Raw genomic sequence first — 25,717 nt, 5'->3', positions numbered from 1 at the left:
GGCAAGGGCTATTCGCCCCCACCCAGAGAATGCACGAAGACGGTCAGCATATTGACCACGGCGGGGTCGAGGCGGCCTTCCCAGGCCGGCATCACGCCGAGGCGCGGATTGCGCACCATGGCGATGATATCGGCCTTGCCGCCGCCATAAAGCCAGACTTGGTCGGCGAGGCTCGGCGCGCCGAATTCGCGATTGCCGCGCCCGTTGTCGCCATGGCAGGAGGCGCAGTTCTCCGCGAAGATGGTCCGCCCGCGTTCCACCGCGGCCGGATCGGAAGACCGCCCCGACAGCGACAGCACATATTCCGCGACGTCGCCGATCTGCGGATTGGTCAGCATGCCATCGGCGCCGAAGCGCGGCATGACGGAGGTCCGCGCCGCCTCGTCCTCGGTGTTGCGGATGCCATGCGCGATGGTCTGGTGGATCGCGGCGAGCGAGCCGCCCCACAGCCAGTCATCGTCCACCAGCGCCGGGAAGCCGCTGCCGCCCTGCCCACCCGCGCCATGGCAGGCGGCGCAGTTGTTGGCGAAGGCGACGCGACCGCCGGCCAGCGCGAAGGCGCGCATCTCGGGATCGGCGGCGATCTGCGCCGGGGTCGCCGCGCGCAGCCGCGCCATCATCGGCGCGTTGCGCGCATTGGCCTCGGCCACCTCGGCGACGATCGCCTCACGCGCGATCCACTGCGTGGTGCCGCGCCAGAACGGCAGCGACGGATACAGCACCATCCATACCGCGGCGAAGGCGATGGACGCGTAGAAGGTCCACAGCCACCATTTGGGCAGCGGGGTGTTGAGCTCCTTGAGCCCATCCCACTCATGGCCGGTGGTCTCCCGCCCGGTCACGCCGTCCTTTTCGATCTTCGTCGGCATCCTCGGATGCTCCTCAGCGTCCGCGCTCGGCGGAATCGGTGTCCCGGAAGGGGATGTCGGCCTGGGCCTGGTAGTAGGCCTTCTTCGACGGGCGCAGGACGAACCACAGCATCCCGAGGAAGAGGACGAAGAACCACACGACCCAGAGGGAACGCAGCGTCGGCAGATACTCGATCAGCGTCTGCATGGCGGCCTCCTTACGGTTGCTGCCGCAGCTGCGCCGGCGTCACGTCGCGGAAGTCGACGAGGGTGCCGAGCATCTGCAGATAGGCGACGAGGGCGTCCATTTCCGTCACCACGCCGGGATCGCCGTCGAAGGCGCCCTGGCGGGCCCGGGCGTAACGGCCCTGGAAGCCCGAGGCATCCACATCCGGGCTGGCCTGGGCGCGCAGATCGGCCGCGGCATTGGCGATCATGTCGTCGGTGTAGGGCACGCCCGTCACGCGCAGCGCCCGCATGCGATCCTGGATGTCCCGCGCATCGAGCGGCCGGTCGAGGAAGGCATAGGGCGGCATCACCGAGGCCGGCACCACGGCGCGCGGGGAACGCAGATGCGCCGCGTGCCAGTCATCCGAATAGCGGCCGCCGACGCGCGCGAGGTCCGGCCCCGTGCGCTTCGACCCCCACTGGAACGGATGGTCGTACATGCTCTCGGCCGCCAGGCTGTAGTGGCCGTAGCGCTCGAGCTCGTCGCGGAAAGGGCGGATCATCTGGGAGTGGCAGAGGTAGCAGCCTTCCCGGACATAGATGTCGCGCCCGGCCTGTTCGAGCGGCGTGTAGGGGCGGACGCCCGACACGCGCTCGATGGTGGTCTCGACCGCAAAGAGCGGGACGATCTGCACCAGGCCGCCGATGGACACGGTGATCAGCGTGAGCACCCCCATCAGGATCAGGTTGCGCTCGATGACGCCGTGGTCGCGAAGCCAGTTGAACATGGCGCGGGCCCCCTTATTCCGCCGCGACGGCGATGGCGGAAGACGGCACGGGCTCGGGCTCGGCGGCCTCGCTGCTGGTGACGGTCTTCCACAGGTTGAAGGCCATGATCAGCATGCCGGAGAGGTAGAGCACCCCGCCCAGCATGCGGATCACGTAATAGGGGTGCATCGCCTCGACGGTCTCGACGAAGGAGTATTGGAGGAAGCCGAGCTCGTCATAGGCGCGCCACATCAGGCCCTGCATGATGCCCGAGACCCACATGGCGGTGATGTAGAAGACGATGCCAAGGGTCGCGAGCCAGAAGTGCCAGGCGATCAGCTTCTCGCTCCATACCCCCTTCTTCTTCCACAGGGCGGGGAACAGGTAGTAGAGCGCGCCGAAGGTGATGAAGCCCACCCAGCCCATCGCGCCGGAATGCACATGGCCGATGGTCCAGTCGGTGTAGTGCGACAGGCCGTTGACCGCGCGGATCGACATCACCGGGCCTTCGAAGGTGGACATGCCGTAGAAGCCCACGGCGGTCACCGAGAAGCGCAGCGCCGCATTGGTGCGCAGCTTGTCCCACGCCCCCGACAGGGTCATCAGCCCGTTGATCATGCCGCCCCAGGACGGCATCCACAGCATGACCGAGAACACCATGCCGAGCACCTGCGCCCAGTCGGGCAGCGCGGTGTAGTGCAGGTGGTGCGGACCGGCCCAGATGTAGAGGAAGATCAGCGTCCAGAAGTGCACGATGGACAGGCGATAGGAATAGACCGGCCGGTTCGCCTGCTTCGGGATGAAGTAGTACATCATCGCGAGGAAGCCGGCGGTCAGGAAGAAGCCGACCGCGTTGTGGCCGTACCACCACTGGATCATCGCCCCCTGCACGCCCGCCGGAGCCGAGTAGGATTGCGAGGAGCCGAGGCTGACCGGGATCGAGATGTTGTTCCCGATATGCAGCATGGCGATGGTGATGATGAAGGCGAGGTAGAACCAGTTCGCCACGTAGATGTGGGGTTCCTCGCGCTTGATGATCGTACCGCCGAAGATGATGAGGTAGGCGACCCACACGAAGGTCAGCCAGAGGTCCACATACCATTCGGGCTCGGCGTATTCCTTGCCCTGGGTGATGCCGAGCACGTAGCCCAGCGCCGCCATGACGATGAAGAAGTTGTAGCCCCAGAAGAGGAACCAGCCGGCTTCCTCACCCCCGAACAGTCGCGCGCGGCAGGTGCGCTGCACGACATAGAGGCTGGTGCCCAGCAGGGCATTGCCGCCGAAGGCGAAGATCACCGCGCTGGTGTGCAGCGGGCGCAGACGGCCGAAGGTCGTCCATTCCAGATCGAGGTTCAGGAGCGGGAAGGCGAGCTGGGAGGCGATCACCACGCCCGCCAGGAAGCCCACCACGCCCCAGAAGGCTGTGATCACCGCGAAGGCGCGGATCGGCGCCTCGACGTAGCCGACCTCCCGCACCCCCAAAGCCTGCCCCGGAGCCAGGGCGGCGGTTGCCGTTGCTGCTGCCACGACCAAAATCTCCCCATGCGGCGGCACGGCGGAGTCGCCACGCGCACCATGATGCGCAATGAATACACGAGGTCCTGCGCCGTCCTTGATTCGAATCAAGTCCGCGGCGGCGCAGCAGGCCTAAGGGTCGAAACGTTGTCGGGACAGCACGGTCCCGGGGGGAAGTTCAGCCATGCCGAGCGACGCGGATTCCATTGCCCGCCGCCCAGCCATCGTCACCGCGGTCCCGCCGGACCGCCCCTGGCTGTGGCTCACCGAAGGCTGGCGGGACCTGATGGCCAACCCCCAGCTTGGCTTCTTCTATGGCGGGGCGCTGACCCTCGCCGGCTGGGCGCTGGCCCTGCTGCTGCTCTGGGCGCGCACCGCCTGGGCGATCCTGCCGGCCTCGGCGGGCTTCTTCATGGTGGCGCCGCTACTGGCGGCCGGCCTGTATGAAGCATCGCGCCTGCGCGAGGCCGGGCAGCCCGTCACCTTCACCGCCTGCCTCGCCGGCTTCACGCGCAATGGCGGGCAACTCGCCTTCATGGGGGTGGTGCTCCTGCTGCTGCACCTGTTCTGGGTGCGGGTCGCGGCGCTGATCTTCATGCTGATGTTCGGTGTGAACTTCGCCCCAGCGATCGAGGACCTGCCGATCGCGATGCTGCGCTCCCCGATGCTGCTGCCCTTCCTGATCATCGGCACCGCGGCCGGCGCGGCGCTGGCCGCGGCGGCCTTCGCTGTCTCGGCGGTGTCGATCCCGATGCTGGTGGACCGGCCGGAGACCTCGGCCTTCGAGGCGATCGCAGTGTCGGTGCGGGCCGTGCTCGCCAACCCGGCGGCGATGCTGTTCTGGGCGGGACTGATCGTGGTCTTCACGGCAATGGCAATGGTGCCCTTCTTCCTGGGGCTGGCGCTGGTCGTGCCGCTGATCGGGCACGCGACTTGGCACGCGTATCGGGACTTGGTGCGGTAAGCCTGCGTCTCGACGCTTCTTGATGCCCGCGGAGCGGCCCTACGCCGTTCCGACGGGCATCGTCTGGCCGGCGATCCAGAGCCAGCGCCCCAAGCCATGGCCGAAGATGCAGAGGGACCGATAGCGTCCGGTTACCATGCGCCCATCGATCCTGAATTCGTCGTGGATCAGAAGGGTGGCTATGGCGATGCCGTCGACCAGCCTGACGTCGAGATCGGCAAAGCGCTGCTGCGTGAACACGACCTTCCCGGACGTGCAGTAGGTGTCGACGTAGCCCGCCTTGTCGAAGGCTCGCCCGCCCGCATTGACGTAGACGAAGTCCCTGTGGATCAGGGCGTTCAGATCCTCCGCCCGTCTCGCCACCAGAGCGTGTGCCTTCGCCTCCAACAGGAGCCGTATCTCGTCCAACGCCGTCATGACAGCGAGTGAAGCACGGGCAGAAGCGCTAAGCCCACCCGCGAAAGGCTGGCCTCCACGCCTCCTGGTTCAGGCGGCGACCCGCACCGCCATGGCCGCGAGCATGACCCCGTTCAGCACGAACAGCGCCGCCCCGGCGACCCGCATGCCCGGACCAGCCCGCCGCCCGAAGAAACGCCCGAGCAGGGCGACCCCCATCAGCGCCGGCATGGTCCCCGCGACAAAGGCCAGCATGGCCAGCGCGCCGCCCAGCACCGACCCTGTCGCCGCCGCGCCCGCCAGCGCGCCATAGAGCAACCCGCAGGGCAGCGCCGACAGCATCAGCCCCAGCGCCACGCCGCGCAGCCCGGTCGGTGCGGCGATCAGCGCGCCGAGACGCCGTTCCAGCACCGCCGGCAGCCGCGGCGCCGGCAACTTCGGCAGCAGGGCGGCTACCCGCGCCGAGGCCTGGGCGAACATCAGCAGCGCCGCCGCCGCCAGCAGCCCCGCCAGCACGAAACGGAACCCCGTCCCCAGGGCGACAACGCCCGCGAGCCCGCCGGCCGCCGCACCCAGCGCGCCGTAGCCGATGGCGCGGCCCAGGTGATAGGGCAGCAGCGCCGCGCCCGACAGCCGCGCGACCCAGCCCCCCGCCGCCGCCCGGTCGGCGACCGCGGCCGCCTGGGCGATGACGAAGGGGCCACACATGCCCGCGCAATGCGTCGCGCCGCCGGCGAGCCCCGCCAGGAACAGCGCCGACATCACCGCCGCCAGACCGCCGGGCCCGAGCGCCGTCAGGTCGTGCAGGCAACTCGCCACGAAATCCATGCGGGGCTTCTAGCACGCGTCCGCTGGCCTGACTTGTCCTGCCGCAAGGCCTCGTCAGCCGGCGCGCCAGGGACTACACGCGAGGGGTCATGCATCCCCTCGCCCTCACCATGGGAGAACCCGCCGGCATCGGCGCCGAGATCGCCGCCGGTGCCTGGTTCGCCCTGCGCGCCTCCGGCCCTGCCTTCTTCCTGATCGACGATGCGACGCGGCCCTTCGGCGTGCCGGTGCAGGCCATCGCGGCGCCGGAGGAGGCCGCGGCGGTCTTCCCGCACGCCCTGCCCGTCCTGCACCGCCCGCTGCCGCACCAGCCCGTGCCCGGGAAGCCCGACCCGGCGAACGCGGCCGCGGTCATCGCCTCGATCACCGAGGCGGTGGAACTGACCAAAGCCGGACGCGCCGGCGGGGTGGTCACCAACCCGATCCAGAAATCCGTGCTGACCGCGGCGGGGTTCAGGCATCCGGGCCACACCGAATATCTCGGCGAGATCGCCGGCACCGGCGTGCCGCCCGTGATGATGCTGGCCTCGGACGACCTGCGCGTCGTTCCGGTCACGGTGCATGAGGCGCTGGCGAAGGCCATCGCGCGGCTGACGCCGGACATGATCGTCGAGACCGCCCGAATCACCGCCCGCGCCCTGCGCGAGGATTTCGGCATTGCCCGGCCGCGCCTGGCCATCGCCGGGCTGAACCCGCATGCCGGCGAGGCCGGCACCATGGGCCGCGAGGACATCGAGATCGTCGCCCCCGCCGTCGCCGCGCTGCAGGCCGAGGGCATCGCCGCGCGCGGCCCCATGCCGCCCGACACCATGTTCACCGCCCTGGCGCGGCCGAGCTATGACGCGGCGATCTGCCTCTATCACGACCAGGCGCTGATCCCGATCAAGACGCTCGACATGGCGGGCGGCGTGAATGTGACGCTCGGCCTGTCCATCGTGCGGACCAGTCCTGACCATGGGACCGCGCTCGACATCGCGGGAACGGGCAAGGCGAGTCCTTCCTCGCTGCTCGCGGCGATGCGCATGGCGGCGGTGATGGCGGCGCGCCGCGGGGGCACCGCGCCGGAGACACCCGCCGGCTGGCAACCCATCGCATCCGCCCCGCGCGACGGCACCCGCATCCTGCTCACCGATGGTGAGGTCGTCACCGGCGGCCGCTGGGTCATCGGCACCCGCCATTCGGGGGCCGCGGAAGCCCCGGTCGCGCTGTTCGTCGCCGACAGCGGCAACGACGTGGACTGGAAGGGCGGGCCGGACATCGTCGAGCCGCTCTACTGGCAGCCCTTGCCGACGCCGCCCAAGAGGACCGCATGACGCATCTCGATTTCTCGGTGAACGTCGATCACGTGGCGACGCTGCGCAATGCGCGCGGCGGCAGCTTCCCCTGCCCGGTCGAGGCCGCGCGCGTTGCGGTCGCCTCCGGCGCCGATGGCGTGACCATGCATCTGCGCGAGGATCGCCGCCACATCCGCGACCGCGATGTCGAGCGCGTCCGCGCCGAGATCGCCGCGCCGCTGAACTTCGAAATGGCCGCGACAGAGGAGATGGTCGCCTTCGCCGAACGCATCCGCCCGCCCTATTGCTGCCTGGTGCCGGAGAAGCGGCAGGAGCTGACGACCGAAGGCGGGCTCGACGTGCTGCGCGCCGCGCCCTTCCTGAAGCAAGCCATCGACCGGCTGCGCGCGGCGAATGTGCGCGTGTCGATCTTCATCGAGGCCGATCCGGCCCAGATCGACGCCGCCGCGCGGCTCGGCGCCCAGGCGATCGAGCTGCATACCGGCAGCTACGCCGAAGGCCCGGTCGAGAACCGCCCGGCGCAACTGGCCCGGCTGAAGCGCGGCGCGGAGGCGGCGAAGGCTGCCGGGCTGCTCTGCCATGCCGGCCACGGCCTGACCTATGACACGGTCGGCCCCATCGCGGCATGGCCCGAGGTGACCGAGGTCTCGATCGGCCACTTCCTGATCTCCCAATCCGTCTTCGAGGGGCTGGGGGAGACGGTGAAACGGTTCCGCTCCATCATGGACGCCGCTCGCACCGCATAAGGAAACGCCCATGCCCACGCTGACCGTCGACGGCTACCCCCTGTCCTATGCCGAGGCCGGATCGGGCCCGCCGCTCGTGATGGTCCATGGCACGCTGGGCGACCAGCGCTCCTGGGCCGGCCAGATGGACGCCTTCGGCGCGCAGTACCACGCCATGGCCGTCAGCCTGCGCCATTGCTGGCCGGGCGAATGGACGGATGGCGGCGACTTCACCATCGCGCGCCACACCGCCGACATCGCGGAACTCATCAAGGGCCTCGGCGAAGGCCCGGTGCGCCTGGTCGGCCATTCGCGCGGCGGGCACATCGCCTTCCGCGTCGCCCAGCACTATCCGCAACTCATCGACACGCTGGTTCTGCTGGAACCTGGCGGAGAACTCGACGAGACCCTGGGCGGCGCGCCGCCGGCCGGCAAGCAGGGCACGGCCTTCTCCACGGCCGCGGCGCTGATCGCCGAGGGCAAGATCGAGGAAGGCCTGACCGTCGTCGCCGAGCATACCGGCGGTCCCGGCGCATGGGCCAAGCGCTCCGAGGCGCGCAAGCGGGTGAACCGCGACAATGCACGGACGCTGCTCGGCCAGGCGAACGAGAACCGCAAGCCCTATAGCCGCGCCGAGGCGGAAGGCATCCGCCTCCGCACCCTCCTGGTCGGCGGCAACCAGTCCCAGCCGCAGTTCGGGCGCATCCTCGACGCGCTGGAGCGCACCATGCCCAACGCCACGCGCGTGACCATCCCTAACGCCGCGCACAGCGTCCAGGCCGACAATCCGAAGGACTTCAACGCCGCGGTGCTGGCCTTCCTCGAAAAGCGTTGACGGAAGCCGCCGTCCCCGCAACCATCCGGCCCATGTTCGCGCGCCCCGCCACGCTGACCCTGCGACGCCGTCGTCCCACGACGACGGTGTGGCGGCGTGCGCCCGATCCGACGTCGCGAGGCACGATCCGGGGCTGACAGTCCCGAACCGTCCTCCCGGCTCTCCGGCGCCCCGCCCACCGCAAGGTCGGCGGGGTTTTTCATGTCCACCCCTCTGAGATCCCATCCCATGGCAGACCTCGCCCCCACGGCCCTGCGCCGCGCCACCCCGGCCGATGCCGAGGAGATCCGCGCGATCACGCGCGCCGCCTATGCGCGATGGGTGCCGGTGATCGGCCGCGAGCCCCTGCCGATGCAGGCCGACTACCATGAGGCGCTGCGCAAGCACCGCTTCGACCTGCTGCTGCGCGGGCTGCACATCCTCGCCCTGATCGAGACGGATCTGCGCGAGGATCACCTGTGGATCGAGAACATCGCCGTACGCCCGGAGGAACAGGGCCGCGGCCTCAGCCACCGCCTGATCGCCCATGCCGAGGGCCTGGCGCGCGAGGCGGGGCGCGGCGAGATGCGGCTGCTGACCAACGCCGCCTTCGGGCAGAACGTCGCGATGTATGAACGCCGCGGCTTCGCCGTCACCGCCCGGGCGGATTTCCTGAATGGAGTCACGGTGTTCATGACGAAGGGCCTCGCCTGACGCGACAGGCAACCCGTCAACGCGAAGGTTGCACCGGAGAGGGGCGCTGCCCCTCTCCAGACCTCACCCCGCCAGGCCACCGTGTGGCCTGGACCGCCGGCATTTGGCGCTGGACATAACGGTTGCGGCCGAACACTCGAAACACCCGCACGGCGCAAACGCGTCCTGAAGCGTCAATCGGACAATGGCGCCCGGCGTCACATCAAGGTCTGCTAAGGCCCTGCGGCCTTTGCTGGGGAGAGTTCGAGAGGGACAAAGCCGCTCTCGATCCCCCGCCGGAAGCAAGCTTGGAATCAGGGCGGCCTTTCGGCCTTTACCGGGGAGGATCAGGGAGAGGCCAAGCCCCTCCTTCATCCTGCCTCACGCGTCGGTAAATTGCAGTGCCGCCAGCCGAGCGTAGAGTCCGCCTTGCGCGAGCAATGCCTCATGCGTCCCGGTCGCGATGATGCGCCCCGCCTCCATCACCACGATTCGATCCGCCCGCCGCACCGTTGCGAGCCGATGCGCCACCACCAGCGTGGTTCGCCCGCGGGACGCGCGGGCCAGCGCCTGCTGCACCGCGTGTTCGCTTTCGGCATCGAGGGCGCTGGTCGCCTCGTCCAGCAGCAGCACGGGTGCGTCGCGCAGGATGGCGCGCGCGATCGCGATGCGCTGGCGCTGACCGCCCGACAGGGTGACGCCGCGCGCGCCGAGATGCGTGTCGAAGCCGTCCGGCAGCGCCTCGATGAAACGGAGGGCCGAGGCGGCTTCCGCGGCGTCGCGCAGTTCGGCCTCCGTCGCCTCCGGGCGGCCGTAGCGGATGTTCTCGGCAACGGTCGCGCTGAAGATCGCAGGGTCCTGCGGCACCAGGCCGATGCGGCCGCGCACCGCCTCGGGGGCGGCCTGGGTGATCTCGACGCCGTCGAGCAGGATCGCGCCGGCGGTCGGATCGTAGAAGCGCAGCAGCAGCGTCAGCACCGTGGTCTTGCCGGCCCCCGAAGGCCCGACCAGCGCGACCGTCTCCCCCGCCTCGACCGTCAGGCTGAAATGGTCCAGGGCGCTGGCCTCGGGCCGCGACGGATAGCGAAAGGTGACGTCACGGAAGACGACGCGGCCCTGGGGCGGCGGCAACGGCACCGGATTCGGCGGCGCGGCGATGGCGGGTTCCACGGCGAGCACCTCGGCCAGGCGATCTGCCGCCGCGGCCGCGCGCTGGATCTCGCCCCACAGCTCCGACACGGTCGCCCCGGCGCTCGCCAGCAGCACGGCGTAGAAGACGAAGGCGGTCAGGTCGCCGCCGGTCATGCGGCCCGCCATCACGTCATGCCCGCCGATCCACAGCGCGAAGGTGATGGCCCCGAAGCCCAGCAGCACGACGGACAGGATCAGCCCCGTGCGCGTCAGCACACGGCGCAGCGCGGCCTGGACGGAGCGCTCGGATTCCGCGCCATAGCGCGCGCGCTCGGCCTCCTCATGGGTGAAGGCCTGGACGATGCGCATGGCGTTGATCGCTTCCTCGGCCGTGGCGGCGAGGTCGGCGACGCGTTCCTGCGCGGCGCGCGACAGGCGCCGCTCCCGCCGGCCGAAGGCAACCATGGGCAGCACGACCAGCGGCACCACCACGGCCATCAGCCCGGCGAGCTTCGCGCTGGTCAGCACCAGCATGGCGAAGGCGCCGATGCCGGTCAGCGCATTGCGCAACCCCATCGAGATCGCCGAGCCGATCAGCGATTGCAGCAGCGCGACGTCGGCGGTCAGGCGCGACATCAGGTCGCCGGTGCGCGCCGTCTCGAAATACCGCGCATCGAGCCGCGTCAGATGGTCGAAGACGGCGCGGCGCAGATCGGCGGCGACACGCTCGCCGAGCCAGGTGACCAGGTAGTAGCGGCAGGAGGTCGCCACACCGAGCGTCGCCACGATCGCGCCCATGATGATGGCCGATTGGTTCAGCGCGGAGGCGCCGCCGCGGAAGCCGTCATCGATGATGTGCCGGAGCCCCTGCCCGACCGCGAGGGTCAGCCCGGCCGCCAGCAGCAGCGCCACGGCCGCGCCCAGGGCGCGACCGAGATAGGGCCGCAGGAAGGGCAGCAGCAGGCGGAGGGAGGAGATTCTACCCACGCGCATCCTCGAAGCGTCGCCCCGAACGCCACGGGGGCGCGCGCCGCCCCCAAGACCCTGCCGCGACTGCTCCCGCCCTCAACGCATCGCCATCCCCGACGGATCGCGGCTCTGCCGTGATCCGGGAGCGCAAAGCGCGACCGCGCCGAGACCATCAGCCGCCGCCGGAGCGACTGCGGAGGGCGCGAAAGCCCAGCCGGCGGATGCCGGCGCCGGCGTCTGAGGCACGCTAGACATGTTGCCCGCCATTGATGTGGAGTTCGGCACCGTTCACGTAGGAAGACGCCTCGGTGCAGAGGAAGTAGATCGCCTGCGCGACCTCCTCCGGCCGGCCGAGCCGCCGCATCGGGATTTGCTCCTGCACGATCTTCTCGGTGCCGGGAGACAGGATGGAGGTGTCGATCTCACCCGGGCTGATGGCATTCACCCGGATGCCGAGCGGGGCGAAGTCGCTTGCCATCTCCCGCGTCAGCCCGGCCAACGCGGCCTTGGAGGTGGAATAGGCGACGCCAGCGAAGGGATGCACCCGCCCGCCGGCGATGGAGGTGACGTTCACCACCGACCCCTTCGCCTTCTGTAGCGGCCCGACCAGGCCGCGCGCCAGCAGCACCGGGGCGAAGAAATTCACCCGAAACACCGTCAGCCAGTCATCGAGCGGCATGTCGAGCGACCCCAGCCGGGCCCCGCCGGGCCCTTTCGGGGAAATCGCCGCATTGTTCACCAGCGCGTCGAGCCGCCCATCCTCGGGCGCGAGGCGCGCGGTGATCTCCTCCACCGCGGTCTCGGTCGCCGCGGGGTCCGTCAGGTCGAGTTGGATGTGGTCCTCGGGGCCCATCTCCCAGGGGCATTGCTCCGGGAACGGGTGGCGGGAGACGGTGATGACCCGCCATCCTGCGGCGGAGAATCGCTTCACCGTGGCATGGCCGATGCCACGCGATGCCCCGGTCAGCAGCAGGACGCGGCGCGGCCCGTTGGTGGTCCTGGCTCGTCCGGTGCTGCTCATCGCCACTGACCCGCATTCGCTGTTGCGTTGCGGGATATAGCGCGGAACCCGCCGTCGCACAGCGGGGCGGGTTCCGATCCATCACGCTTGGCGCTGGCAGCACGCGCCGAGTGCCGGCTTTCGAAGGCCGATCGGGCTGCCGCGACAACCTCGTCGGAAGGAACCGGAGAGGCTCTGCCCCTCCGGACCGCCCCGCCAAATGACAGTGTCATTTGGAAAGCCGGATACTTGGCGCTTGGCACAAAAGGCATTCCTCGCCCCCGCAGCACGCTCTGTGCTCAGGTGCGGGTCTCGGTGCCGGTTCTGTCCGCGGTGCCCGGCGCCAAGTCATGGATTCCAAAGGCCTTGGGCCTTTGGTGGGGTGGTTTGGAGGGGCAAAGCCCCTCCAATACACGCCAGAAATCCCGGGGGCCGATCCCCCGGTCACGGGTCACGCCGCGAGGCGCAGCGCCGTCGTGGTCGGAAACGCCGCGGCCCAGCCCGGCGCGGCGCGCAGCAGGCGCTCGATCGCGGCTTCGGGCAGCGTCTCGACATATTCGAGCGCGGTGACGGCGCGGTCATCCCAATGGCGCGCGATCTCGGTCACGGCCTGCACCGAGGCATCGGTCGTGGCCGGCAGGCGCAGCGCGCCCTCGGCGGCGAGTTCGCCGGCACGGCGCGCGGCGGTGATCACGCGGGCCGCCTGCTCCAGGCGGATGCGCGCCGCGAGGCTGCCCTCGGCCAGTTCGGCCAGGGTGCGCGTCAGGGCGGCGGTCTGCAGGCGGGTGGAAACGGTCATGGTCTGATGTCCCCTTTCGGACGTTGCGCGCGGCCTCCCAACCACGCGACGGATAGGAAGAGTGGTTTCACGCCCCCGCAACAACAAGACCGATGTTTAGAACTCCGGCATGTTGCACATGCATAGTGTCACAATTGCCCATGCCGTAGGCGGTTTCTATTCCGGCTCGATCCCGGCGGCGCGGGCCTGCTCGCCCCAGAAGGCGATCTGCGCGCGGATGAAGGTGCCGAATTCCGCCGGCGTTGAGGTCGCCTGCTCGATGCCGAACTCGCCGAGGCGGCGGATGGTCGCCTCGCGGTCCCAGACGCGGCGGATGGCCGCGTTCCAGCCGCCCAGGATCTCCTCGGGCATATGGGCCGGGCCGACCGCGCCCATGAAGGACAGCAGCTCGAATCCCGGCAGCCCGGCCTCGGAAAGCGTCGGCCAATCGGGGAACAGCGGCGTGCGCCGCGCCGAGGTGATGCCGAGCGGCCGCAGCTTGCCCTCATTGAGGAAGGCCCGCGACGAGGCGACGTCGGCGAACATCGACGTCACCCGCCCGGCGATCACATCCGTCATGGCCGGCGGCGAGGACCGATACGGCACATGGGTCACGTCCACGCCCCCGATGCGGTTCAGCATCGCCGCGCCGACCACGCCGGTCGTGTTGCCGGATGCGCAGGTGAGCTGGCCGGGTCGTGCCATCGCCAGCGCCAGGAACTCCGGCATGGTGCGGACCGGCACCTGCTCGTTCACCGCGAAGACGAAGATGTAGGTGCCGAGGCGGCTGATCGGGGTGAAATCCGCCACCGCGTCATAGGTCGGCCGCTTCATCAGCGCCGGCGTCGCGCCATGCGGGCTATTGGTCGTGATCATCACGGTCTGGCCATCGGGCGCCGCCCGGGCGGTCGCCAGCGCCGCGATGGCGCCATTGGCGCCGGGACGGTTGTCGACGACCACTTGGCCGCCCCATTCCTGTTCCAGAAGCCCTGCGAGGGTGCGCGCCACCGTGTCGGTGCCGGATCCGGCCGCGAAGGGAACGATCATGGTAACCGCACGCGACGGCTTCCAACCGCCCTGTGACCGCGCCAGGCCGGGCGCGAGGAAAGGGGCAGCGAGCACGGCACGCCGCGCGATGGTGAAGCTCATGGGACGCCTCCTCACAGACTCTTGTTGGGGGCAGGGTCGCAATCGCCTGCGGGCTTGTCCACCACCGCGTCCCGGTACGCCGATGCCGTCTTCGGAACGGTTTATCATCCCGTCACGCTTGACCCGACACGGCCGCCCAGTCCATGAGGGCCCTGATATGCCGATGCTCGGACCCCGCGCCACGAGGCTGCTCGGCCTGATGCTGCCTCTCGCCGCGCTCGCGGCCATGCCGCTGGCGCCGGCCCATGCCGACAATGAACAGCGCGCCGCCGGGGCCAGCCGGCCGGCGGTCTCGCGGCCTGCCGCGCTACCGCGGCGTCCGCAGCAGGTGGCCGCGCGCCCCGCGCCTGTCGCCGCCGTCATCCCGCCGCCCTCGAACGACCCCTGGGACGCCTGCGCGCGCGCCATCGCCGTGGCGGAACAGAATTCCGGCCTGCCGCCTGGCCTGCTCGGCGCCATCGCGCGGGTCGAGACCGGTCGCCGCCACCCCACCAATGGCAGCGTCCAGCCCTGGCCGTGGTCCTTCAACGCCGCCGGCGAGGGCCGCTACATGGGCAGCCGCGCCGAAGCCGTGGCCGAGGTGCAGACCCGCCTCGCGGGCGGGACGCGGTCCATCGACATCGGCTGCATGCAGATCAACCTGCTGCACCATCCCGACGCCTTCGAGAGCGTCGAGGCCGGCTTCGATCCCGACACCAATGTCCGCTACGCGGTGCGCTACCTGAAGTCGCTCTACCAGCGCAGCGGCGACTGGAACGTCGCCTCCGGCCAATACCACTCCGGCACGCCGGAACGAGCGCTGATCTACCAGCAGCGCGTCATGGCGGCGCTGACCGGACAGGGCTTCATGCCCGGCCCCGCCCCCGGCGTGATCCCCCTGCCCGGCCCGGCCATGGCAGGGCTTTGTGCCTCCGGCCGCGGCGCGGTGCTGCTGGTGGGCAACCAGACGCCCACCCTGACCCCGATCGTCGCGGTGCCGCAGGTGGAATTGCGGCTGCGCGGCCGGACGGCGTCGGGGCCCGCCAGACCCCGCATCATGTGCCTGCAACAGGCGGGGCGGCGCGGCCGGCCGGGCTGACCCCCGCCCGCCGCCAGGCCGACCACAGCAGCAGCCCCCAGGCGGCCGGCGCGGTCAGCGGGAATTGCGCCATCGCCAGCAGGCCCGGCAGCAGACAGGCGCCGACGAGGATCGCCTTCTCGCCCGGCAGCCAGCCCTCGCGCAGGGCCCCGCGAACCAGGAACAGCGCGGCCACCGGGATCGCGGGCGTGTCATAGCCCCAGACATAGGGCGTCATCAGGTAGGAAGCCGCGATCGCCGCGGCGGCGCGGGGCTCTTCCCCGACGGCGGGCCGGCGCAGCCACAGATGCAGGGTCAGGCCGGTCGCCGCCAGCGCCAGCACGGCATGACCGATCACGGCAACCTCCCGCTGCCCCGTCAGACGCAGCAGGAAGGCATAGACGGACTGGATGCGTGGCGAGACCTCGCCCCCCAGCATCCGCGCCGCATTGCTGGAAAGCGACGGCAGGAAGGCCAGCCACGCCTCGGTCCCGAAAATTGCCCAGGCGAGGCCCATCGCGAGCAGCGCGGTCGCCGCCGCCGCCGCGAAGACCCGCCAGCGACCGGTCACCAGCAGCAGGGCCGGGAGCAGCAGCCCGAATTGCGGCTTCACCGTCAGTAGCCCCAGCGCGACGCCCGCCAGCCCCGGGCGCCGGTCCATGAGCGCGAAGGTGACACCGAACAGCGCCGCGATCAGCAGCCCGTTCTGCCCCACCGACATGCAGAGCATGACCGAGGGCGCGGCGAGCACGGCCAGCACCGCCGGAGCGCGCGGCAGGATCAGCCAGGCAGCGCCGGCCAGCAGCGCCACCCCCGCCAGGGTCCAGAGCAGCCACGCCCAGCCATAGCCGAGCGGCGCCAACGGCAGCACGGCGAAGAAGAAATGCGGCGGGTTCAGCCAGCCGAGCGCACCACCGATCGCCTCGGTCCCTCTGCCCAGCACCGCGGCCTGCGCCTCGGAAAAGGCCGTCCAGTCATAGGCGATCGCCGCCTGGCCCGCAGCCGCCAGCCGCGCCGCGGCGAGGAAGGCCAGCACATCGGTCGGCAGCGGCCCCTGCGTGCGCAGCACCGTGCTGCTCAGCAGGAAGGCCCCGTACAGCGCGACGACCCCGGAGCCGAGAACCAGCACGACGCCGCCCTGGAGCCAGCGCGGCCAGCCCGCGCTCTCCACCTTGCCCACGCTGCGGCGTCAGCCCGGCGGCGAAGCGCTCGGGGTCACCTCGATGATCTGGCGTCCCGGGGCGCGGAACGCATCGCCGAGCGCCGCGACGTCGCCGCCAGCCTCGCCGAGGACGGTGCGCGCCGCTGCGACATCGCCCGTTGCGGCGAGCGAGATGCCGTAATTCGCCGTCACCCGCTCATTGGCGTCGGGGCGGCGGGCGAGTGGTTCGAGCACTGCGCGGGCCTCATCCGGCCGGCCGTCCAGGAGCAGGGACAGGCCGAGGTTGTTGGCGATCGCGACCGAGTTCGGCGACAGCGCCTGGGCGCGGCGATAGGTCTCCTGCGCCTCCGGGTGCCGGCCCATCAGGTCGAGCGCGACGCCGCGACCATCGAGCGCCTCGACCGAACGGGCATCGGCGGCCAGCACGCGGTCGAAGAGGGTCAGCGCTTCCCCGACCTGGCCGCTCTGCAGGCGCATGCGGCCGAGCTGGACCATCAGCCCGCGCTCGTTCGGCCGGCGCTCCAGCGCGGCTGCGAGGATCTGCTCGGCCTGCTGCCGGTTGCCCGAGCGGGCCAGCGCCGTCGCGAAGCGCGACTGGGCCTGCGCGTTGTCCGGGTCGTGGGCCGCGGCGGAACCATACATCGACAGCGCGACATCCATCTGCCCCTGGGATTCCGCCGTCGCGGCGACGCGGAGGCGCGACGCGGTATCGAGGCTGCGCGGTCCTTCGGTCGCACAGCCCGCCAGCAGCAGGCCAAGGACAACGCCTGTGAGGTGACGACTCGTCATCAGCGCATTCCGGAGAAGAGACCCTTGCCGAGTTCCAGCACGGATGGACCAACAAGAGCAATGAAGACCGCCGGCATGATGAAGAGGATCAGCGGAATCACCAGCAGGGCGGGCAGGCGAATTGCCTTTTCCTCGATACGCAGCATGCGGTCCTGGCGCATTTCGGCCGCCAGCACGCGCAGCGCCTGCGCGAGCGGCGTGCCGTATTTCAGGGTCTGCGACAGCGTGCCGCCGAGCCGCTTGAAGCCATCGAAGTTCGAGCGCTCGGCGAACCGCTCCAGCGCCTGCCGCCGATCGGGCAGCATGCGCAGCTCCTGCACCAGCACGAGGAAGGAGATGGCGAGCGGACGGTTGTTCGGCTCGATCTCCCGCGCCACCCGGTCGAGCGCCGTCTCGATGCCGAGTCCCGCCTCGGCGGTGACGACCAGCAGGTCGAGCGCGTCGGGCAGGCCCTTGCGCAGCTTCTCCTCATGCTTGCGCTTGAGGTAGCTGAGAAAGTAGTTCGGCCCGAAGATCGCGACGACGATGCCGCCGAACAGCACCATGGCCGTCTTCGGCACGTCGAAGCCGCTCAGTTGCGCGTAGAAGAAGGCGCAGATCGGCAGGCCGACCATCAGCACGGCCTTGATGCCGATGAAGGTCGGCACCGCCGCGCGCGGATTGAGCCCCGCGGCGGCGATCGCGATCTGGAAATCGGCGATGTCCTTGTCCGAGACCAGGGCCGTGTTGCGCAGCTTCTCGCCCAGGTGGCGGAAGGGCGCCGCAGCCGCCCGCACGCCGCTGCCCGCGACCGAGATATCGGGCGCCGCCGGGCGCAGCACGCCCTGCACACGGCTGGCGAGGTCCCGGTCCTCCGCCCCGCGCGCCAACAGAACCGCGGCGGCGATGGCCATGACCACGGCGCCCATCGCCGCCAGGATGGGAATCATGCCGCCCGTAAGAAGCTGCTCGATCATCGCTCAGTCCGTCCCCGCCTTCTTGATCATCCAGCGGATGACGAGCCAGCCGAAGACCGAGAAGCCGAGACCGATGAGCACCAGCCTCTGCCCGGACGGGTTGCGGAAGAAATTGTCGATGTAGAAGGGCTGGATCTGCGACATCGCCAGCGCGGCGACGTAGGGCAGCGCCATCAGGATGCCGGCCTGCATGCGCGCTTCCGCCGCGAGTGCCTTGGCGCGCTTGGTCATGGCGACGCGCTTGCGCACGATGTCGGCGAGGTTGTCGAGCGTCTCGGCAAGGTTCCCGCCCGTCTGGGACTGCAGACCGAACACGACGGCCAGGAAGGAGAATTCCGGCAGTTCGGTGCGCGCATGAAGCCGCAGCAGCGCCTGGTCGAGCGGCCGCCCGATGGCGACATCGCCGAGCACGCGGGCGAATTCGTCACGCAGGGGATTGGCCAGTTCCGCTGCCACGGAGCGTATCGCCTCGCCCACCGGCAGGCCCGCGCGGATCGCCCGCACCATCAATCCGATGGCATCCGGGATCTGCACGAAGATCGCATCGACATAGTTGTTGTGCTGCCAGGCAAAAAGGCCGCGCACCGCGAACAGCGCCATGCCGAGCCCGATCAGCGCGCCCGCCCCCCGGCCCAGGAGGAACCCCATGTAGTATCCGGCGATGACGCCGATCAGCGAGCCGATCAGCAGCGTGGCCCACCAGGGGATCACCTGTTCCTGCGGCGTGTCCGGGTTGAAGCGGAGGAACCGCAGGATCCGCTCGAGGAACGGCCTCTGCCGGCCGGTCTGCAGGCGGATGCTCGGCAGGCCGGCAGCATGGGTGGTGCGGACCTCGATCGCGCTGGCATTCGCCACCCGTTCCTTCAGCCGCCGCGCCTGGCCCGACTTGGCCAGGGTGATCACCCCGGTGACCAGGGCGAAGGTCAGCAGCCCCGCAACGCCGAGAAGGAGGGTGCGATCCATGCTCAGGCTTCCTGGAGCGCGCGCATCCAGGGGTCGAGCATGCCGAAATAGTTCAGCCGATCGATGAAGGCCGGCCGCATGCCCGGCGAGACCCAGGTGCCGCGCAGGCGCCCATCGGCGTTCTCGCCCTCATACTGGAAGGTGAAGATGTCGTTCATCGTGATGACATCGCCTTCCAGGCCGCAGATCTCGGCGATCTGGGAGACGCGGCGGCCGCCATCGCGCATGCGCTCGATCTGCACGATGAGATCCACCGCCGCGGCGATCTGGGTGCGGATGGCGCGGGACGGCAGCGTGGACTGCCCCATCATCACCATGTTCTCGATGCGGGTCAGCGCGTCGCGCGCGGTGTTGGCGTGGACGGTACAGAAGGACCCGTCATGGCCCGTGTTCATGGCCTGCAGCATGTCGAAGGCCTCGGCGCCGCGCACCTCGCCGACGATGATGCGGTCGGGGCGCATGCGCAGCGCGTTGCGCACCAGGTCGCGCGCCGTGATCTCGCCGCGGCCTTCCAGATTGGCATGCCGCGTCTCGAGCCGCACGACATGCGGCTGCTGAAGCTGGAGTTCCGCCGCATCCTCGATGGTGACGATGCGCTCGCCATGGTCGATCAGCCGCGACATGGCGTTGAGCATGGTGGTCTTGCCCGACCCCGTGCCGCCCGAGATCACCACGTTCAACCGGCAGCGCGACGCGATCTCGAGGACGCGCTGGACGCTCGGCGACATCGATCCGTTCGCCGCCAGCGACCCGAGATCGTAGCGCTTCTTGGAGAACTTTCGGATCGAGATGCAGGGCCCGTCGAGCGCCAGCGGCGGGAAGACGATGTTGACGCGCGATCCGTCGAGCAGGCGCGCGTCGCAGAGCGGGCTCGATTCATCGACGCGCCGGCCGACGGTCGCCGCGATCTTCTGCGCGATGGCCGCGACCTGGGAGGAGGAGCGGAAGCGCACATTGGTGCGGATCAGCTTGCCCCGCACCTCGACGAAGACATTGTCAGGGCCGTTCACCATGATGTCGTTGATGGTGTCGTCCTGGAGCAGTGGCTCGAGCGGACCGTAGCCCACCATGTCGCGGGCGATTTCCTCGGCGATGCGCGACTGGTCGCGCGCCGAGATCTCCATCCGCTCGCGGCTGGCGAGTTCATGGACCAGCGCATCGAGCTGCTGGCGCAGCGCGGCATGGGGCAACTCGCCCGCGACGACCGGGTCGATGCGCTCCAGGACGAGGGTACGCAGCCGGGCAAGCTCGGCGCTTTCCGCCAGTGCCAGATCCGCCGCACTGATGTTGACCGACCGCGGCTCGTTGTCGATCGTCAGCGGGACGGGAAGCTGGCTGCCCTCGCTGCGGCGCCCGAAGGTCCGCATGGTCAGCCTCCGCGCCCGAACAGGCGCGCGAAGAGGGAGCGCGGCCGGTCGGCCACGCGCACCGCCGCGATCTCCTGCGACAGGATGCCGAGGCCGCGGCGCAGCACCGGGCTGTCCCGCAGTGCCGGACGGCCGAGATTGGCCGCACGCGGCAATTGGCGCGACAGGTCGGGCAGGATCACCTCGGGCATGCTGCCGATGCCCTCGGCGACCAGCCGCGTCGGCAGATACCCCTTGCGTCCCGCGCCGTTCAGCACGGTGAGGACGCGTCCGGCCGAGCCCGTCATCGTGACCACCTTCTTCACCGCCACGGCATCGCGGATGCTCGCGACATCGGGGGCCAGCACCAGCACGACATGACGCGCACGCTGCAGCACCAGTCGCTCCATCGACCCGGGCGGCATCGGCAGATCGACGATGACGTGGTTGAAGCGCTGGCGCAGCATGTCGATGACGCGGCGGGCCCCCTCCTCCGTCGGCCGGATCTCGGCCTCCATCGGCTCCTCGGCCGCGATCAGGCGTACGCGCTCGCTGATCGGCACGCCCACGCGGTCGAGGAAGAGGCTGTCGACGCGGTCCGGTTCCTCAAGGGCCACGCGCAGTCCGGAGGTCACGCGCGCGCCGAGCATCATCGCCGCCGTGCCGCCCTGCAGATGCAGGTCGAGCAGCGCGACATGGCCGCGCGTCACATCCTCGATCTGCAGGGCAAGATTGACGGCGAGCGTGGTCGCGCCGACCCCGCCATGCACGCCGCAGACCGCCGTGACCAGGCCGCCGCGGTCGAGCCTGCCATCGCCGCCGCCCTGGACCAGCGGGGCGAAGAGCCGGGCGACATTGTCGCGGGTCAGCGGCTTGTGCAGGTATTCGTGCACGCCGACATTGCGGGTGATGTCGCGGTAGAACCCGATCTCGGTCCGTTCGCCGACCACCAGCACCCGCACATCGGGCGTGCAGACCGAAGCGAGGTCATCCAGCGCGGCGAAGGGATCCTCGATGCCGCTGATGTCGACGATCAGGACGCGCGGCGTGGTTTCCTTCTCGAGCGCCTTGACGGCGGTGCGCACGGTACCGCGCCGGATCTGCGCCCCGAGCACATCGCCGATGCCGCCGCGGATCGCCGTCTCGCTCGCCTCGTCGGCGACGAAGACCATGAGCGCCGCGCGGTCGGCGGAGATGACCGCCCCACCCCGCTGCGCATCCGGGACCTCTCGCGGAACCGGGCGGTCACTGGCCACCGCTTGATCCTCCGCCGCTCGAGGTCACGCCTGTATTGCCCCCCCCGGACTGCCGGCCGGCCGTGCTCAGGGTCGTCCGGGGCAGGGGTGGCCGGCGGCCAGCCTCCATGGCCTGGGCCGCCGCAGCACCCGCCTGGCCGCGATCGGTCGCGGCGCCGACGCCGCGCGTCAGATGCGACGGGTCGGCGACCATGGCCCGAAGGTTGCGGTCGTTGACGCCATCGGCCTGCCAGGTGCCGGCGCGTTCGAAATCGGTCGGCGGGAAATACGTGTCCGGCGCACAGCCGATGAGGCCGCAGGCGGCGACGAGCACGGGGAGGAGCGTGGGGATCCGGATCATGCCACTCACTCCACGATGAAGCCGGCGGCCGAGGGCGGGCGGATCTGCCGATACGGTGCCCCCGATCCGGTCTGCCGGCGCAGCAGCACGCGTTCGAGATCCGTCGCCGGACGGAAGGTGTCGAGCGGGGTGCCGAGCGCCGACGGATCCGACACCGGCCGCACGAGATATGGCGTGATGATGATGACGAGTTCCGTCTCGGCACGGCGGAACCGGTCGGAGCGGAACAGCGCGCCGAGCACCGGGATGTCGCCGAGGCCGCTGACGCCCGAATTGTTGATGGAGGCGTTGCGGCTGAGCAGCCCGGCGATGGCGAAGCTCTGGCCCGAGCCCAGTTCGATCGTCGTCTCGGCGCGGCGCACCGTCAGGCCGGGAATGCTGACCACGCCGCCCGCCACCGGGAAGCTGATCGAGCCCGTCTCGGAGAGTTCGCTCACCTCGGGGCGGACCCGCATATTCATCCGTTCGGGCGACAGCACCGTCGGCACGAAGGCAAGGCTGACGCCATAGGGCTTGTATTCGACGGACAGCGTCGTGCTGTTGTTGGCGGCGGCCGCCGGAACCGGGAACTCGCCTCCCGCGAGGAAGGAAGCCACCTCGCCTGACTGTGCCGTCAGGTTCGGCTCGGCAAGGATGGTCACCAGCCGGTCCTGCGCCAGCGCGTCGATCAGGCCATTGATGTCCCAGTTGCCGTTGGCGTATCGCACCCCATAGGTGCCGCCCGTGCCGGTGCCCGCTCCGGACGCCAGGCCAGGAATGAGACGGCCGAGGGGGTCCGCCAGCGCCGCGACCGCGGTACCGACCACGCTGCCAGAGCGCAGACCGAGCTGCCAGGTGCCATCATTGAAGGCCGCCAGCCAGTTGAAGCCGAGATCGCGCGTCACCTCGCGCGAGATCTCCGCCACCCGCACCCTCAGGTTCACCTGGATGCCGGACAGCAGGGTGAGATCGTTGATCACCTCACGCGATTCACCGGCCATCGACTTGGCGATGGCCTCGGCGCGCTGGGCATCGGCCGCGGACGGCACCATGCCCGACAGTTGGATCGCGCCGGTGCGCCCGGCGATCGACACCCGGACATTCTGTCCGCCGCGCACCATGCGGCGGATCATGCTCTGCACCTGGCCGGCCGTCACCGTCGGCACCGCCGCGGGCGCGATCGCCTGCGGTGCCAGGGCGCCGCTCGACTGCACGGTGATGTCGAACTCGGCGACGAGGGAGCCATCCTCGCGCGTCGCGATGAGGTTGGTGCGCCCGGCATTCACGCCCATGATGAACAGTGAGGTGGGCGAGGCCGGCTGCACCCGCGCGATGCGCGGATCGGCCACCAGCACGGTCAGCGCCGCCGCCGGCAGTTCGACGAGCCGCCCGGCCCCCTGCTCGATGACCAGCGGCCGCGTCAGCGTCGCACCCGGTGCCGGCGCGACGACCTGCGGAACGCCCGGGATCTGCGTCGGCAGGGTCTGTGCCTGGGCCTGCGGGATCAGGGAGATGCCCGGCGGCGGCGCCTGCATCGGAACGTTGAAGGGTGCGCTGGGTCGCGGCCCGCCCGGGGGCAGCGCCTGGGCCATCTGAATGGTCGCCGGCGCGGGCGCGGCGTCCCGCGGCAGCACATCCGGCGCGATGCCGGCGGCGCGCACCGCCTCGGGCCCGGGCGTCGCACTGGCCAGCACCGCCGCGCGCGAAGCCGCGCGTCCCGGCACCGGAATGCCGGTCGCGCCGGCCAGGTCGGCCAGAATGCCTTCGGTGCTCGGCGCCGGGTCGATGGTGAGCGCCGGACGCATCTCCGGCGCGGCAGCGGCGGTGACCGGGGCCTCGGGGTCCAGGATATCGACCACGAGCTTCGGCCCGTGAAGGAAATGACGGAACCGCGCGCCCTCGCGGGCCGAGATGCGCACCGCGCCATCCTCGGCCGACAGGCCCGTCACGTTGCGCGGCACGATGATGCCGCCGATGCGGGGCTGGCCGGGCGCGGCGAAGCGGATCACCAGATCGTCGCCGCGAGTCACGGCCTCGTAGCCCGTGCGCGTCGGCCAGTCGAAGACGACACGGCCATAGCCAGGATGTGTTCCGACGCGCACGCCGATGACCGGTCCGTCGCTCGCGACCATGGCGGCCGGCTGCTGTGCCGCCACCGGCCCGACCGGCAGGACGACCAGCATCGGCAGCGCCGCGACGGCAGCGAGAAGGGCCGCCCGACCGAATCGCCGGGCGCTGCCTTCCGCCACCCTGGCCGCGAAGCGCGCATCAGTCATCGGAACGTGACCTCCTGTTGGGTGCCGCCCTGAATGATGCGCATGCGCGGCGCGGCCGGCGCCGGAGCCTGGGGACCAGCGAGAGCCGAGGAGACATCGGAGCCGAAGACAAGGGACGGCCGCGGCGACGAGGCCTCCGGCACACCCTCGATGGAGCGCACGACGAGGGAAATGCGCCCGAGCTGGGTCGCCACCGCCACGCGCTCCGCCTGCTCCGGGGTCACTTCAAGCGTGACGGTACGCGCCACCACGCGGGCAGCGGCTGCATCCGTTCCACTGTGACTGATCTGCTGGTCCACTGCGATCACCCGAACTGCCGAAAGGATGGTCTCGCCAACGACACGACGTCCAGACGATTCCTGGGCTTGCCCCTGTTGCTGCAGATTCTGGGTGAGGATCAGGTCGACCTCGTCCCCCGGCCAGATCAGGCCTGAGGCGCCGGTGACGACATCGACTCCGACCGAGATCGCGCGGGTGCCGGGACGCAGCACGGCGGCCAGGAAGCCGCGGTCGCGGGGACGCAGCACATCGGTGCGGATGATCGGCTGGTTGGGGTCGACGAAGCGGCGCAGCAGCGCGCCGCGCAGCTCGGCGAGGGATTCCTGGCCGCCGACGAAGGCGCCCTCGGGCATTCCATCGCCGGCCACTTCCATTTCCCGGAAGTCCTCATCCTTCAGCAACGTGCCGATCGACAGCGGGCGCGACGCCACCAGCATGCGGATGCGCGGCGCCGGCGCCACGACCGGGGGCGCCTCGACGCGGGCGACCTGCTGCGCCTGCTGCGCCGGCTGAAGGAGCTGAAGCGCGAGGATCCCAAGGCCGGTGGCGCTCAGGACCAGGGAGAGAATGACGAGAAGCCGAAGAAACATCGGTCAGACCCCCGGAAGGGTGTTCAGGACAATCAGGCCGCCGACCGCGATGGCGACGGCATAGGGCAGCGGACCCCGCCGCCGCATCCGCCAGGCCTCGACGGCCAGGACACGGCGTAGGAGGTTGGTGTTGCCGGCCACGCGTGTCTCGGGAACCACGTATCGGCCGGCGATGTAGGCGATCCCGAGCACGCCGCCCGCGAACACGGTCGCCATGATGAAAACCCATGTCTCGTAGGGTGCGAGACCCACCGCCATGGCGCCGATGAGTTTGACGTCACCGCCGCCGAGCCAGCCGCGCATCGCGAGCGGCAGCAAGATCACGAAAAGCAGGAGGCCGGCGAGGAGCGACGTGCCCGCCTCGGTCCAGCCGACCATGAGGCGCGACAGCACGCCCAGCACAAGCAGGGCAATGGGCACCGCGTCGGGAATCAGGCGCGTCGCGACATCCCGTGCCGCAGCATAGATCAGGAGGCCCGCCGCAAAGACCTGATGGATCGGCAGATCGGACATGCGACGAAGATCTCCCGACAGAAGGAACCGTGATCTGCTTGCTTCCAAACCACCAGAGTCATCGTTGAACACGGCATTTGCAATACTTGGCATTCCGGACGGCGGATCGACCTGTACATCAATAAGAATAAGCTATCGGCACGCTTTGTATTGCAGCAGTGGCAGCACCT

25 protein-coding genes and 1 pseudogene are annotated in these 25,717 nt (G+C 70.1%); 6 read left to right on the top strand and 20 right to left on the bottom strand.

Features of this window, described 5'->3' with window-relative positions; all coding sequences use genetic code 11:
• Window positions 1–8 precede the first annotated feature (8 nt).
• The 4 genes from ccoP to ccoN are packed head-to-tail and all read right to left on the bottom strand — an operon-like array spanning window position 9 to window position 3,311.
• Window positions 9–869 (bottom strand): cytochrome-c oxidase, cbb3-type subunit III, encoded by an 861-nt coding sequence (gene ccoP, locus KPL78_RS03165; protein ID WP_219761387.1) that lies wholly within the window; start codon window positions 867–869, stop codon window positions 9–11.
• 13 nt (window positions 870–882) lie between these two features.
• Entirely contained in the window at window positions 883–1,056 is a 174-nt protein-coding gene (locus tag KPL78_RS03160; RefSeq protein ID WP_219761385.1) for a cbb3-type cytochrome oxidase subunit 3, read from the bottom strand.
• 10 nt (window positions 1,057–1,066) lie between these two features.
• Entirely contained in the window at window positions 1,067–1,804 is a 738-nt protein-coding gene (gene ccoO / locus KPL78_RS03155) for a cytochrome-c oxidase, cbb3-type subunit II (protein ID WP_219761383.1), read from the bottom strand.
• A 13-nt stretch (window positions 1,805–1,817) separates the two neighbouring features.
• Window positions 1,818–3,311 carry a cytochrome-c oxidase, cbb3-type subunit I gene (gene ccoN / locus KPL78_RS03150; RefSeq protein WP_432761273.1) on the bottom strand — a complete coding sequence of 498 codons (1,494 nt, stop codon included), beginning with the start codon at window positions 3,309–3,311 and terminating at the stop codon, window positions 1,818–1,820.
• A 172-nt stretch (window positions 3,312–3,483) separates the two neighbouring features.
• Between ccoN and KPL78_RS03145 the strand changes: the two genes are divergently transcribed.
• Entirely contained in the window at window positions 3,484–4,263 is a 780-nt protein-coding gene (locus KPL78_RS03145) for a DUF2189 domain-containing protein (protein WP_219761380.1), read from the top strand.
• Window positions 4,264–4,302: 39 nt separating this feature from the next.
• Here KPL78_RS03145 and KPL78_RS03140 read toward each other — a convergent pair whose 3' ends face one another.
• The gene (locus KPL78_RS03140) at window positions 4,303–4,680 is read right to left on the bottom strand and encodes a nuclear transport factor 2 family protein (protein WP_219761379.1); all 378 of its coding nucleotides are present in this window, start codon (window positions 4,678–4,680) and stop codon (window positions 4,303–4,305) included.
• 69 nt (window positions 4,681–4,749) lie between these two features.
• A complete protein-coding gene (locus KPL78_RS03135; protein WP_219761377.1) occupies window positions 4,750–5,487 on the bottom strand; it encodes a sulfite exporter TauE/SafE family protein in 738 nt (245 codons plus the stop codon).
• An 89-nt stretch (window positions 5,488–5,576) separates the two neighbouring features.
• Between KPL78_RS03135 and pdxA the strand changes: the two are divergent.
• From pdxA to KPL78_RS03115, 4 genes and pseudogenes are all read left to right on the top strand, one after another.
• Window positions 5,577–6,536 (top strand): annotated as a pseudogene (gene pdxA, locus KPL78_RS03130) (4-hydroxythreonine-4-phosphate dehydrogenase PdxA); the annotation flags it as partial.
• Between the two features lie 260 nt (window positions 6,537–6,796).
• Window positions 6,797–7,528: a pyridoxine 5'-phosphate synthase gene (locus tag KPL78_RS03125; protein WP_219761373.1), complete on the top strand. Its 732-nt coding sequence runs from the start codon at window positions 6,797–6,799 to the stop codon at window positions 7,526–7,528.
• A 10-nt stretch (window positions 7,529–7,538) separates the two neighbouring features.
• The gene (locus KPL78_RS03120) at window positions 7,539–8,342 is read left to right on the top strand and encodes an alpha/beta fold hydrolase (RefSeq protein ID WP_219761371.1); all 804 of its coding nucleotides are present in this window, start codon (window positions 7,539–7,541) and stop codon (window positions 8,340–8,342) included.
• A gap of 228 nt (window positions 8,343–8,570) precedes the next feature.
• The gene (locus KPL78_RS03115) at window positions 8,571–9,035 is read left to right on the top strand and encodes a GNAT family N-acetyltransferase (protein ID WP_219761369.1); all 465 of its coding nucleotides are present in this window, start codon (window positions 8,571–8,573) and stop codon (window positions 9,033–9,035) included.
• A gap of 360 nt (window positions 9,036–9,395) precedes the next feature.
• Here the strand turns inward: KPL78_RS03115 and KPL78_RS03110 are convergent, their stop codons facing one another.
• From KPL78_RS03110 to KPL78_RS03095, 4 genes are all read right to left on the bottom strand, one after another.
• Complete coding sequence (locus KPL78_RS03110) at window positions 9,396–11,132, bottom strand: ABC transporter transmembrane domain-containing protein (protein WP_432761272.1); 1,737 nt, start codon at window positions 11,130–11,132, stop codon at window positions 9,396–9,398.
• A gap of 229 nt (window positions 11,133–11,361) precedes the next feature.
• Complete coding sequence (locus KPL78_RS03105) at window positions 11,362–12,135, bottom strand: SDR family NAD(P)-dependent oxidoreductase (RefSeq protein ID WP_219761366.1); 774 nt, start codon at window positions 12,133–12,135, stop codon at window positions 11,362–11,364.
• Window positions 12,136–12,565: 430 nt separating this feature from the next.
• Window positions 12,566–12,913 carry a hypothetical protein gene (locus KPL78_RS03100; protein WP_219761364.1) on the bottom strand — a complete coding sequence of 116 codons (348 nt, stop codon included), beginning with the start codon at window positions 12,911–12,913 and terminating at the stop codon, window positions 12,566–12,568.
• Window positions 12,914–13,069: 156 nt separating this feature from the next.
• Window positions 13,070–14,041: a Bug family tripartite tricarboxylate transporter substrate binding protein gene (locus KPL78_RS03095; protein ID WP_219761362.1), complete on the bottom strand. Its 972-nt coding sequence runs from the start codon at window positions 14,039–14,041 to the stop codon at window positions 13,070–13,072.
• Between the two features lie 163 nt (window positions 14,042–14,204).
• Between KPL78_RS03095 and KPL78_RS03090 the strand changes: the two genes are divergently transcribed.
• Window positions 14,205–15,119, top strand: coding sequence for a lytic transglycosylase domain-containing protein (locus KPL78_RS03090; protein ID WP_219761361.1), 915 nt, complete (start codon window positions 14,205–14,207; stop codon window positions 15,117–15,119).
• Here the strand turns inward: KPL78_RS03090 and KPL78_RS03085 are convergent.
• Genes KPL78_RS03085 through KPL78_RS03040 form a run of 10 tightly spaced genes read right to left on the bottom strand, consistent with a single transcriptional unit; the run spans window position 15,076 to window position 25,547 of the window.
• Window positions 15,076–16,278: a glycosyltransferase family 87 protein gene (locus KPL78_RS03085; protein ID WP_219761359.1), complete on the bottom strand. Its 1,203-nt coding sequence runs from the start codon at window positions 16,276–16,278 to the stop codon at window positions 15,076–15,078. The genes KPL78_RS03090 and KPL78_RS03085 overlap by 44 nt on opposite strands.
• A 9-nt stretch (window positions 16,279–16,287) precedes the next feature.
• Window positions 16,288–17,049, bottom strand: coding sequence for a tetratricopeptide repeat protein (locus KPL78_RS03080; RefSeq protein ID WP_219761357.1), 762 nt, complete (start codon window positions 17,047–17,049; stop codon window positions 16,288–16,290).
• Complete coding sequence (locus tag KPL78_RS03075) at window positions 17,049–18,005, bottom strand: type II secretion system F family protein (RefSeq protein WP_219761355.1); 957 nt, start codon at window positions 18,003–18,005, stop codon at window positions 17,049–17,051. The genes KPL78_RS03080 and KPL78_RS03075 overlap by 1 nt, the downstream gene beginning before the upstream one ends.
• Window positions 18,006–18,008: 3 nt before the next feature.
• Entirely contained in the window at window positions 18,009–18,968 is a 960-nt protein-coding gene (locus KPL78_RS03070; RefSeq protein ID WP_219761353.1) for a type II secretion system F family protein, read from the bottom strand.
• A 2-nt stretch (window positions 18,969–18,970) separates the two neighbouring features.
• The gene (locus KPL78_RS03065) at window positions 18,971–20,335 is read right to left on the bottom strand and encodes a TadA family conjugal transfer-associated ATPase (RefSeq protein ID WP_219761351.1); all 1,365 of its coding nucleotides are present in this window, start codon (window positions 20,333–20,335) and stop codon (window positions 18,971–18,973) included.
• A gap of 2 nt (window positions 20,336–20,337) precedes the next feature.
• Window positions 20,338–21,570, bottom strand: a complete 1,233-nt coding sequence (locus KPL78_RS03060) for a CpaE/TadZ family protein (RefSeq protein ID WP_219761349.1) — start codon at window positions 21,568–21,570, stop codon at window positions 20,338–20,340.
• Window positions 21,560–21,910, bottom strand: a complete 351-nt coding sequence (locus KPL78_RS03055; protein ID WP_219761347.1) for a hypothetical protein — start codon at window positions 21,908–21,910, stop codon at window positions 21,560–21,562. Before KPL78_RS03055 ends, KPL78_RS03060 begins: the two co-directional genes overlap by 11 nt.
• A 5-nt stretch (window positions 21,911–21,915) precedes the next feature.
• A complete protein-coding gene (locus KPL78_RS03050; RefSeq protein ID WP_219761345.1) occupies window positions 21,916–24,165 on the bottom strand; it encodes a secretin GspD/PilQ domain-containing protein in 2,250 nt (749 codons plus the stop codon).
• Complete coding sequence (cpaB, locus tag KPL78_RS03045) at window positions 24,162–25,034, bottom strand: Flp pilus assembly protein CpaB (protein WP_219761343.1); 873 nt, start codon at window positions 25,032–25,034, stop codon at window positions 24,162–24,164. Before cpaB ends, KPL78_RS03050 begins: the two co-directional genes overlap by 4 nt.
• 3 nt (window positions 25,035–25,037) lie before the next feature.
• A complete protein-coding gene (locus tag KPL78_RS03040; protein WP_219761342.1) occupies window positions 25,038–25,547 on the bottom strand; it encodes an A24 family peptidase in 510 nt (169 codons plus the stop codon).
• Between the last annotated feature and the right edge of the window lie 170 nt (window positions 25,548–25,717).

Source organism: Roseomonas alba, assembly GCF_019430885.1.
Taxonomy (GTDB): Bacteria; Pseudomonadota; Alphaproteobacteria; order Acetobacterales; family Acetobacteraceae; genus Neoroseomonas; species Neoroseomonas alba.
This window is presented reverse-complemented; position numbering and strand designations above follow the sequence as displayed.

Bases quoted from the DNA above. Each gene is read 5' to 3' on its own strand.
- KPL78_RS03080 (WP_219761357.1), bottom strand. From the start codon at position 17,049: ATGACGAGTCGTCACCTCACAGGCGTTGTCCTTGGCCTGCTGCTGGCG.
- KPL78_RS03095 (WP_219761362.1), bottom strand. From the start codon at position 14,041: ATGAGCTTCACCATCGCGCGGCGTGCCGTGCTCGCTGCCCCTTTCCTC.
- KPL78_RS03075 (WP_219761355.1), bottom strand. From the start codon at position 18,005: ATGATCGAGCAGCTTCTTACGGGCGGCATGATTCCCATCCTGGCGGCG.
- cpaB (WP_219761343.1), bottom strand. From the start codon at position 25,034: ATGTTTCTTCGGCTTCTCGTCATTCTCTCCCTGGTCCTGAGCGCCACC.
- KPL78_RS03090 (WP_219761361.1), top strand. From the start codon at position 14,205: ATGCTCGGACCCCGCGCCACGAGGCTGCTCGGCCTGATGCTGCCTCTC.
- KPL78_RS03065 (WP_219761351.1), bottom strand. From the start codon at position 20,335: ATGCGGACCTTCGGGCGCCGCAGCGAGGGCAGCCAGCTTCCCGTCCCG.
- KPL78_RS03105 (WP_219761366.1), bottom strand. From the start codon at position 12,135: ATGAGCAGCACCGGACGAGCCAGGACCACCAACGGGCCGCGCCGCGTC.
- KPL78_RS03070 (WP_219761353.1), bottom strand. From the start codon at position 18,968: ATGGATCGCACCCTCCTTCTCGGCGTTGCGGGGCTGCTGACCTTCGCC.
- ccoP (WP_219761387.1), bottom strand. From the start codon at position 869: ATGCCGACGAAGATCGAAAAGGACGGCGTGACCGGGCGGGAGACCACC.
- KPL78_RS03050 (WP_219761345.1), bottom strand. From the start codon at position 24,165: ATGACTGATGCGCGCTTCGCGGCCAGGGTGGCGGAAGGCAGCGCCCGG.
- KPL78_RS03040 (WP_219761342.1), bottom strand. From the start codon at position 25,547: ATGTCCGATCTGCCGATCCATCAGGTCTTTGCGGCGGGCCTCCTGATC.
- KPL78_RS03160 (WP_219761385.1), bottom strand. From the start codon at position 1,056: ATGCAGACGCTGATCGAGTATCTGCCGACGCTGCGTTCCCTCTGGGTC.
- KPL78_RS03055 (WP_219761347.1), bottom strand. From the start codon at position 21,910: ATGATCCGGATCCCCACGCTCCTCCCCGTGCTCGTCGCCGCCTGCGGC.
- KPL78_RS03135 (WP_219761377.1), bottom strand. From the start codon at position 5,487: ATGGATTTCGTGGCGAGTTGCCTGCACGACCTGACGGCGCTCGGGCCC.
- KPL78_RS03125 (WP_219761373.1), top strand. From the start codon at position 6,797: ATGACGCATCTCGATTTCTCGGTGAACGTCGATCACGTGGCGACGCTG.
- KPL78_RS03140 (WP_219761379.1), bottom strand. From the start codon at position 4,680: ATGACGGCGTTGGACGAGATACGGCTCCTGTTGGAGGCGAAGGCACAC.
- KPL78_RS03115 (WP_219761369.1), top strand. From the start codon at position 8,571: ATGGCAGACCTCGCCCCCACGGCCCTGCGCCGCGCCACCCCGGCCGAT.
- KPL78_RS03145 (WP_219761380.1), top strand. From the start codon at position 3,484: ATGCCGAGCGACGCGGATTCCATTGCCCGCCGCCCAGCCATCGTCACC.
- ccoO (WP_219761383.1), bottom strand. From the start codon at position 1,804: ATGTTCAACTGGCTTCGCGACCACGGCGTCATCGAGCGCAACCTGATC.
- KPL78_RS03120 (WP_219761371.1), top strand. From the start codon at position 7,539: ATGCCCACGCTGACCGTCGACGGCTACCCCCTGTCCTATGCCGAGGCC.
- KPL78_RS03100 (WP_219761364.1), bottom strand. From the start codon at position 12,913: ATGACCGTTTCCACCCGCCTGCAGACCGCCGCCCTGACGCGCACCCTG.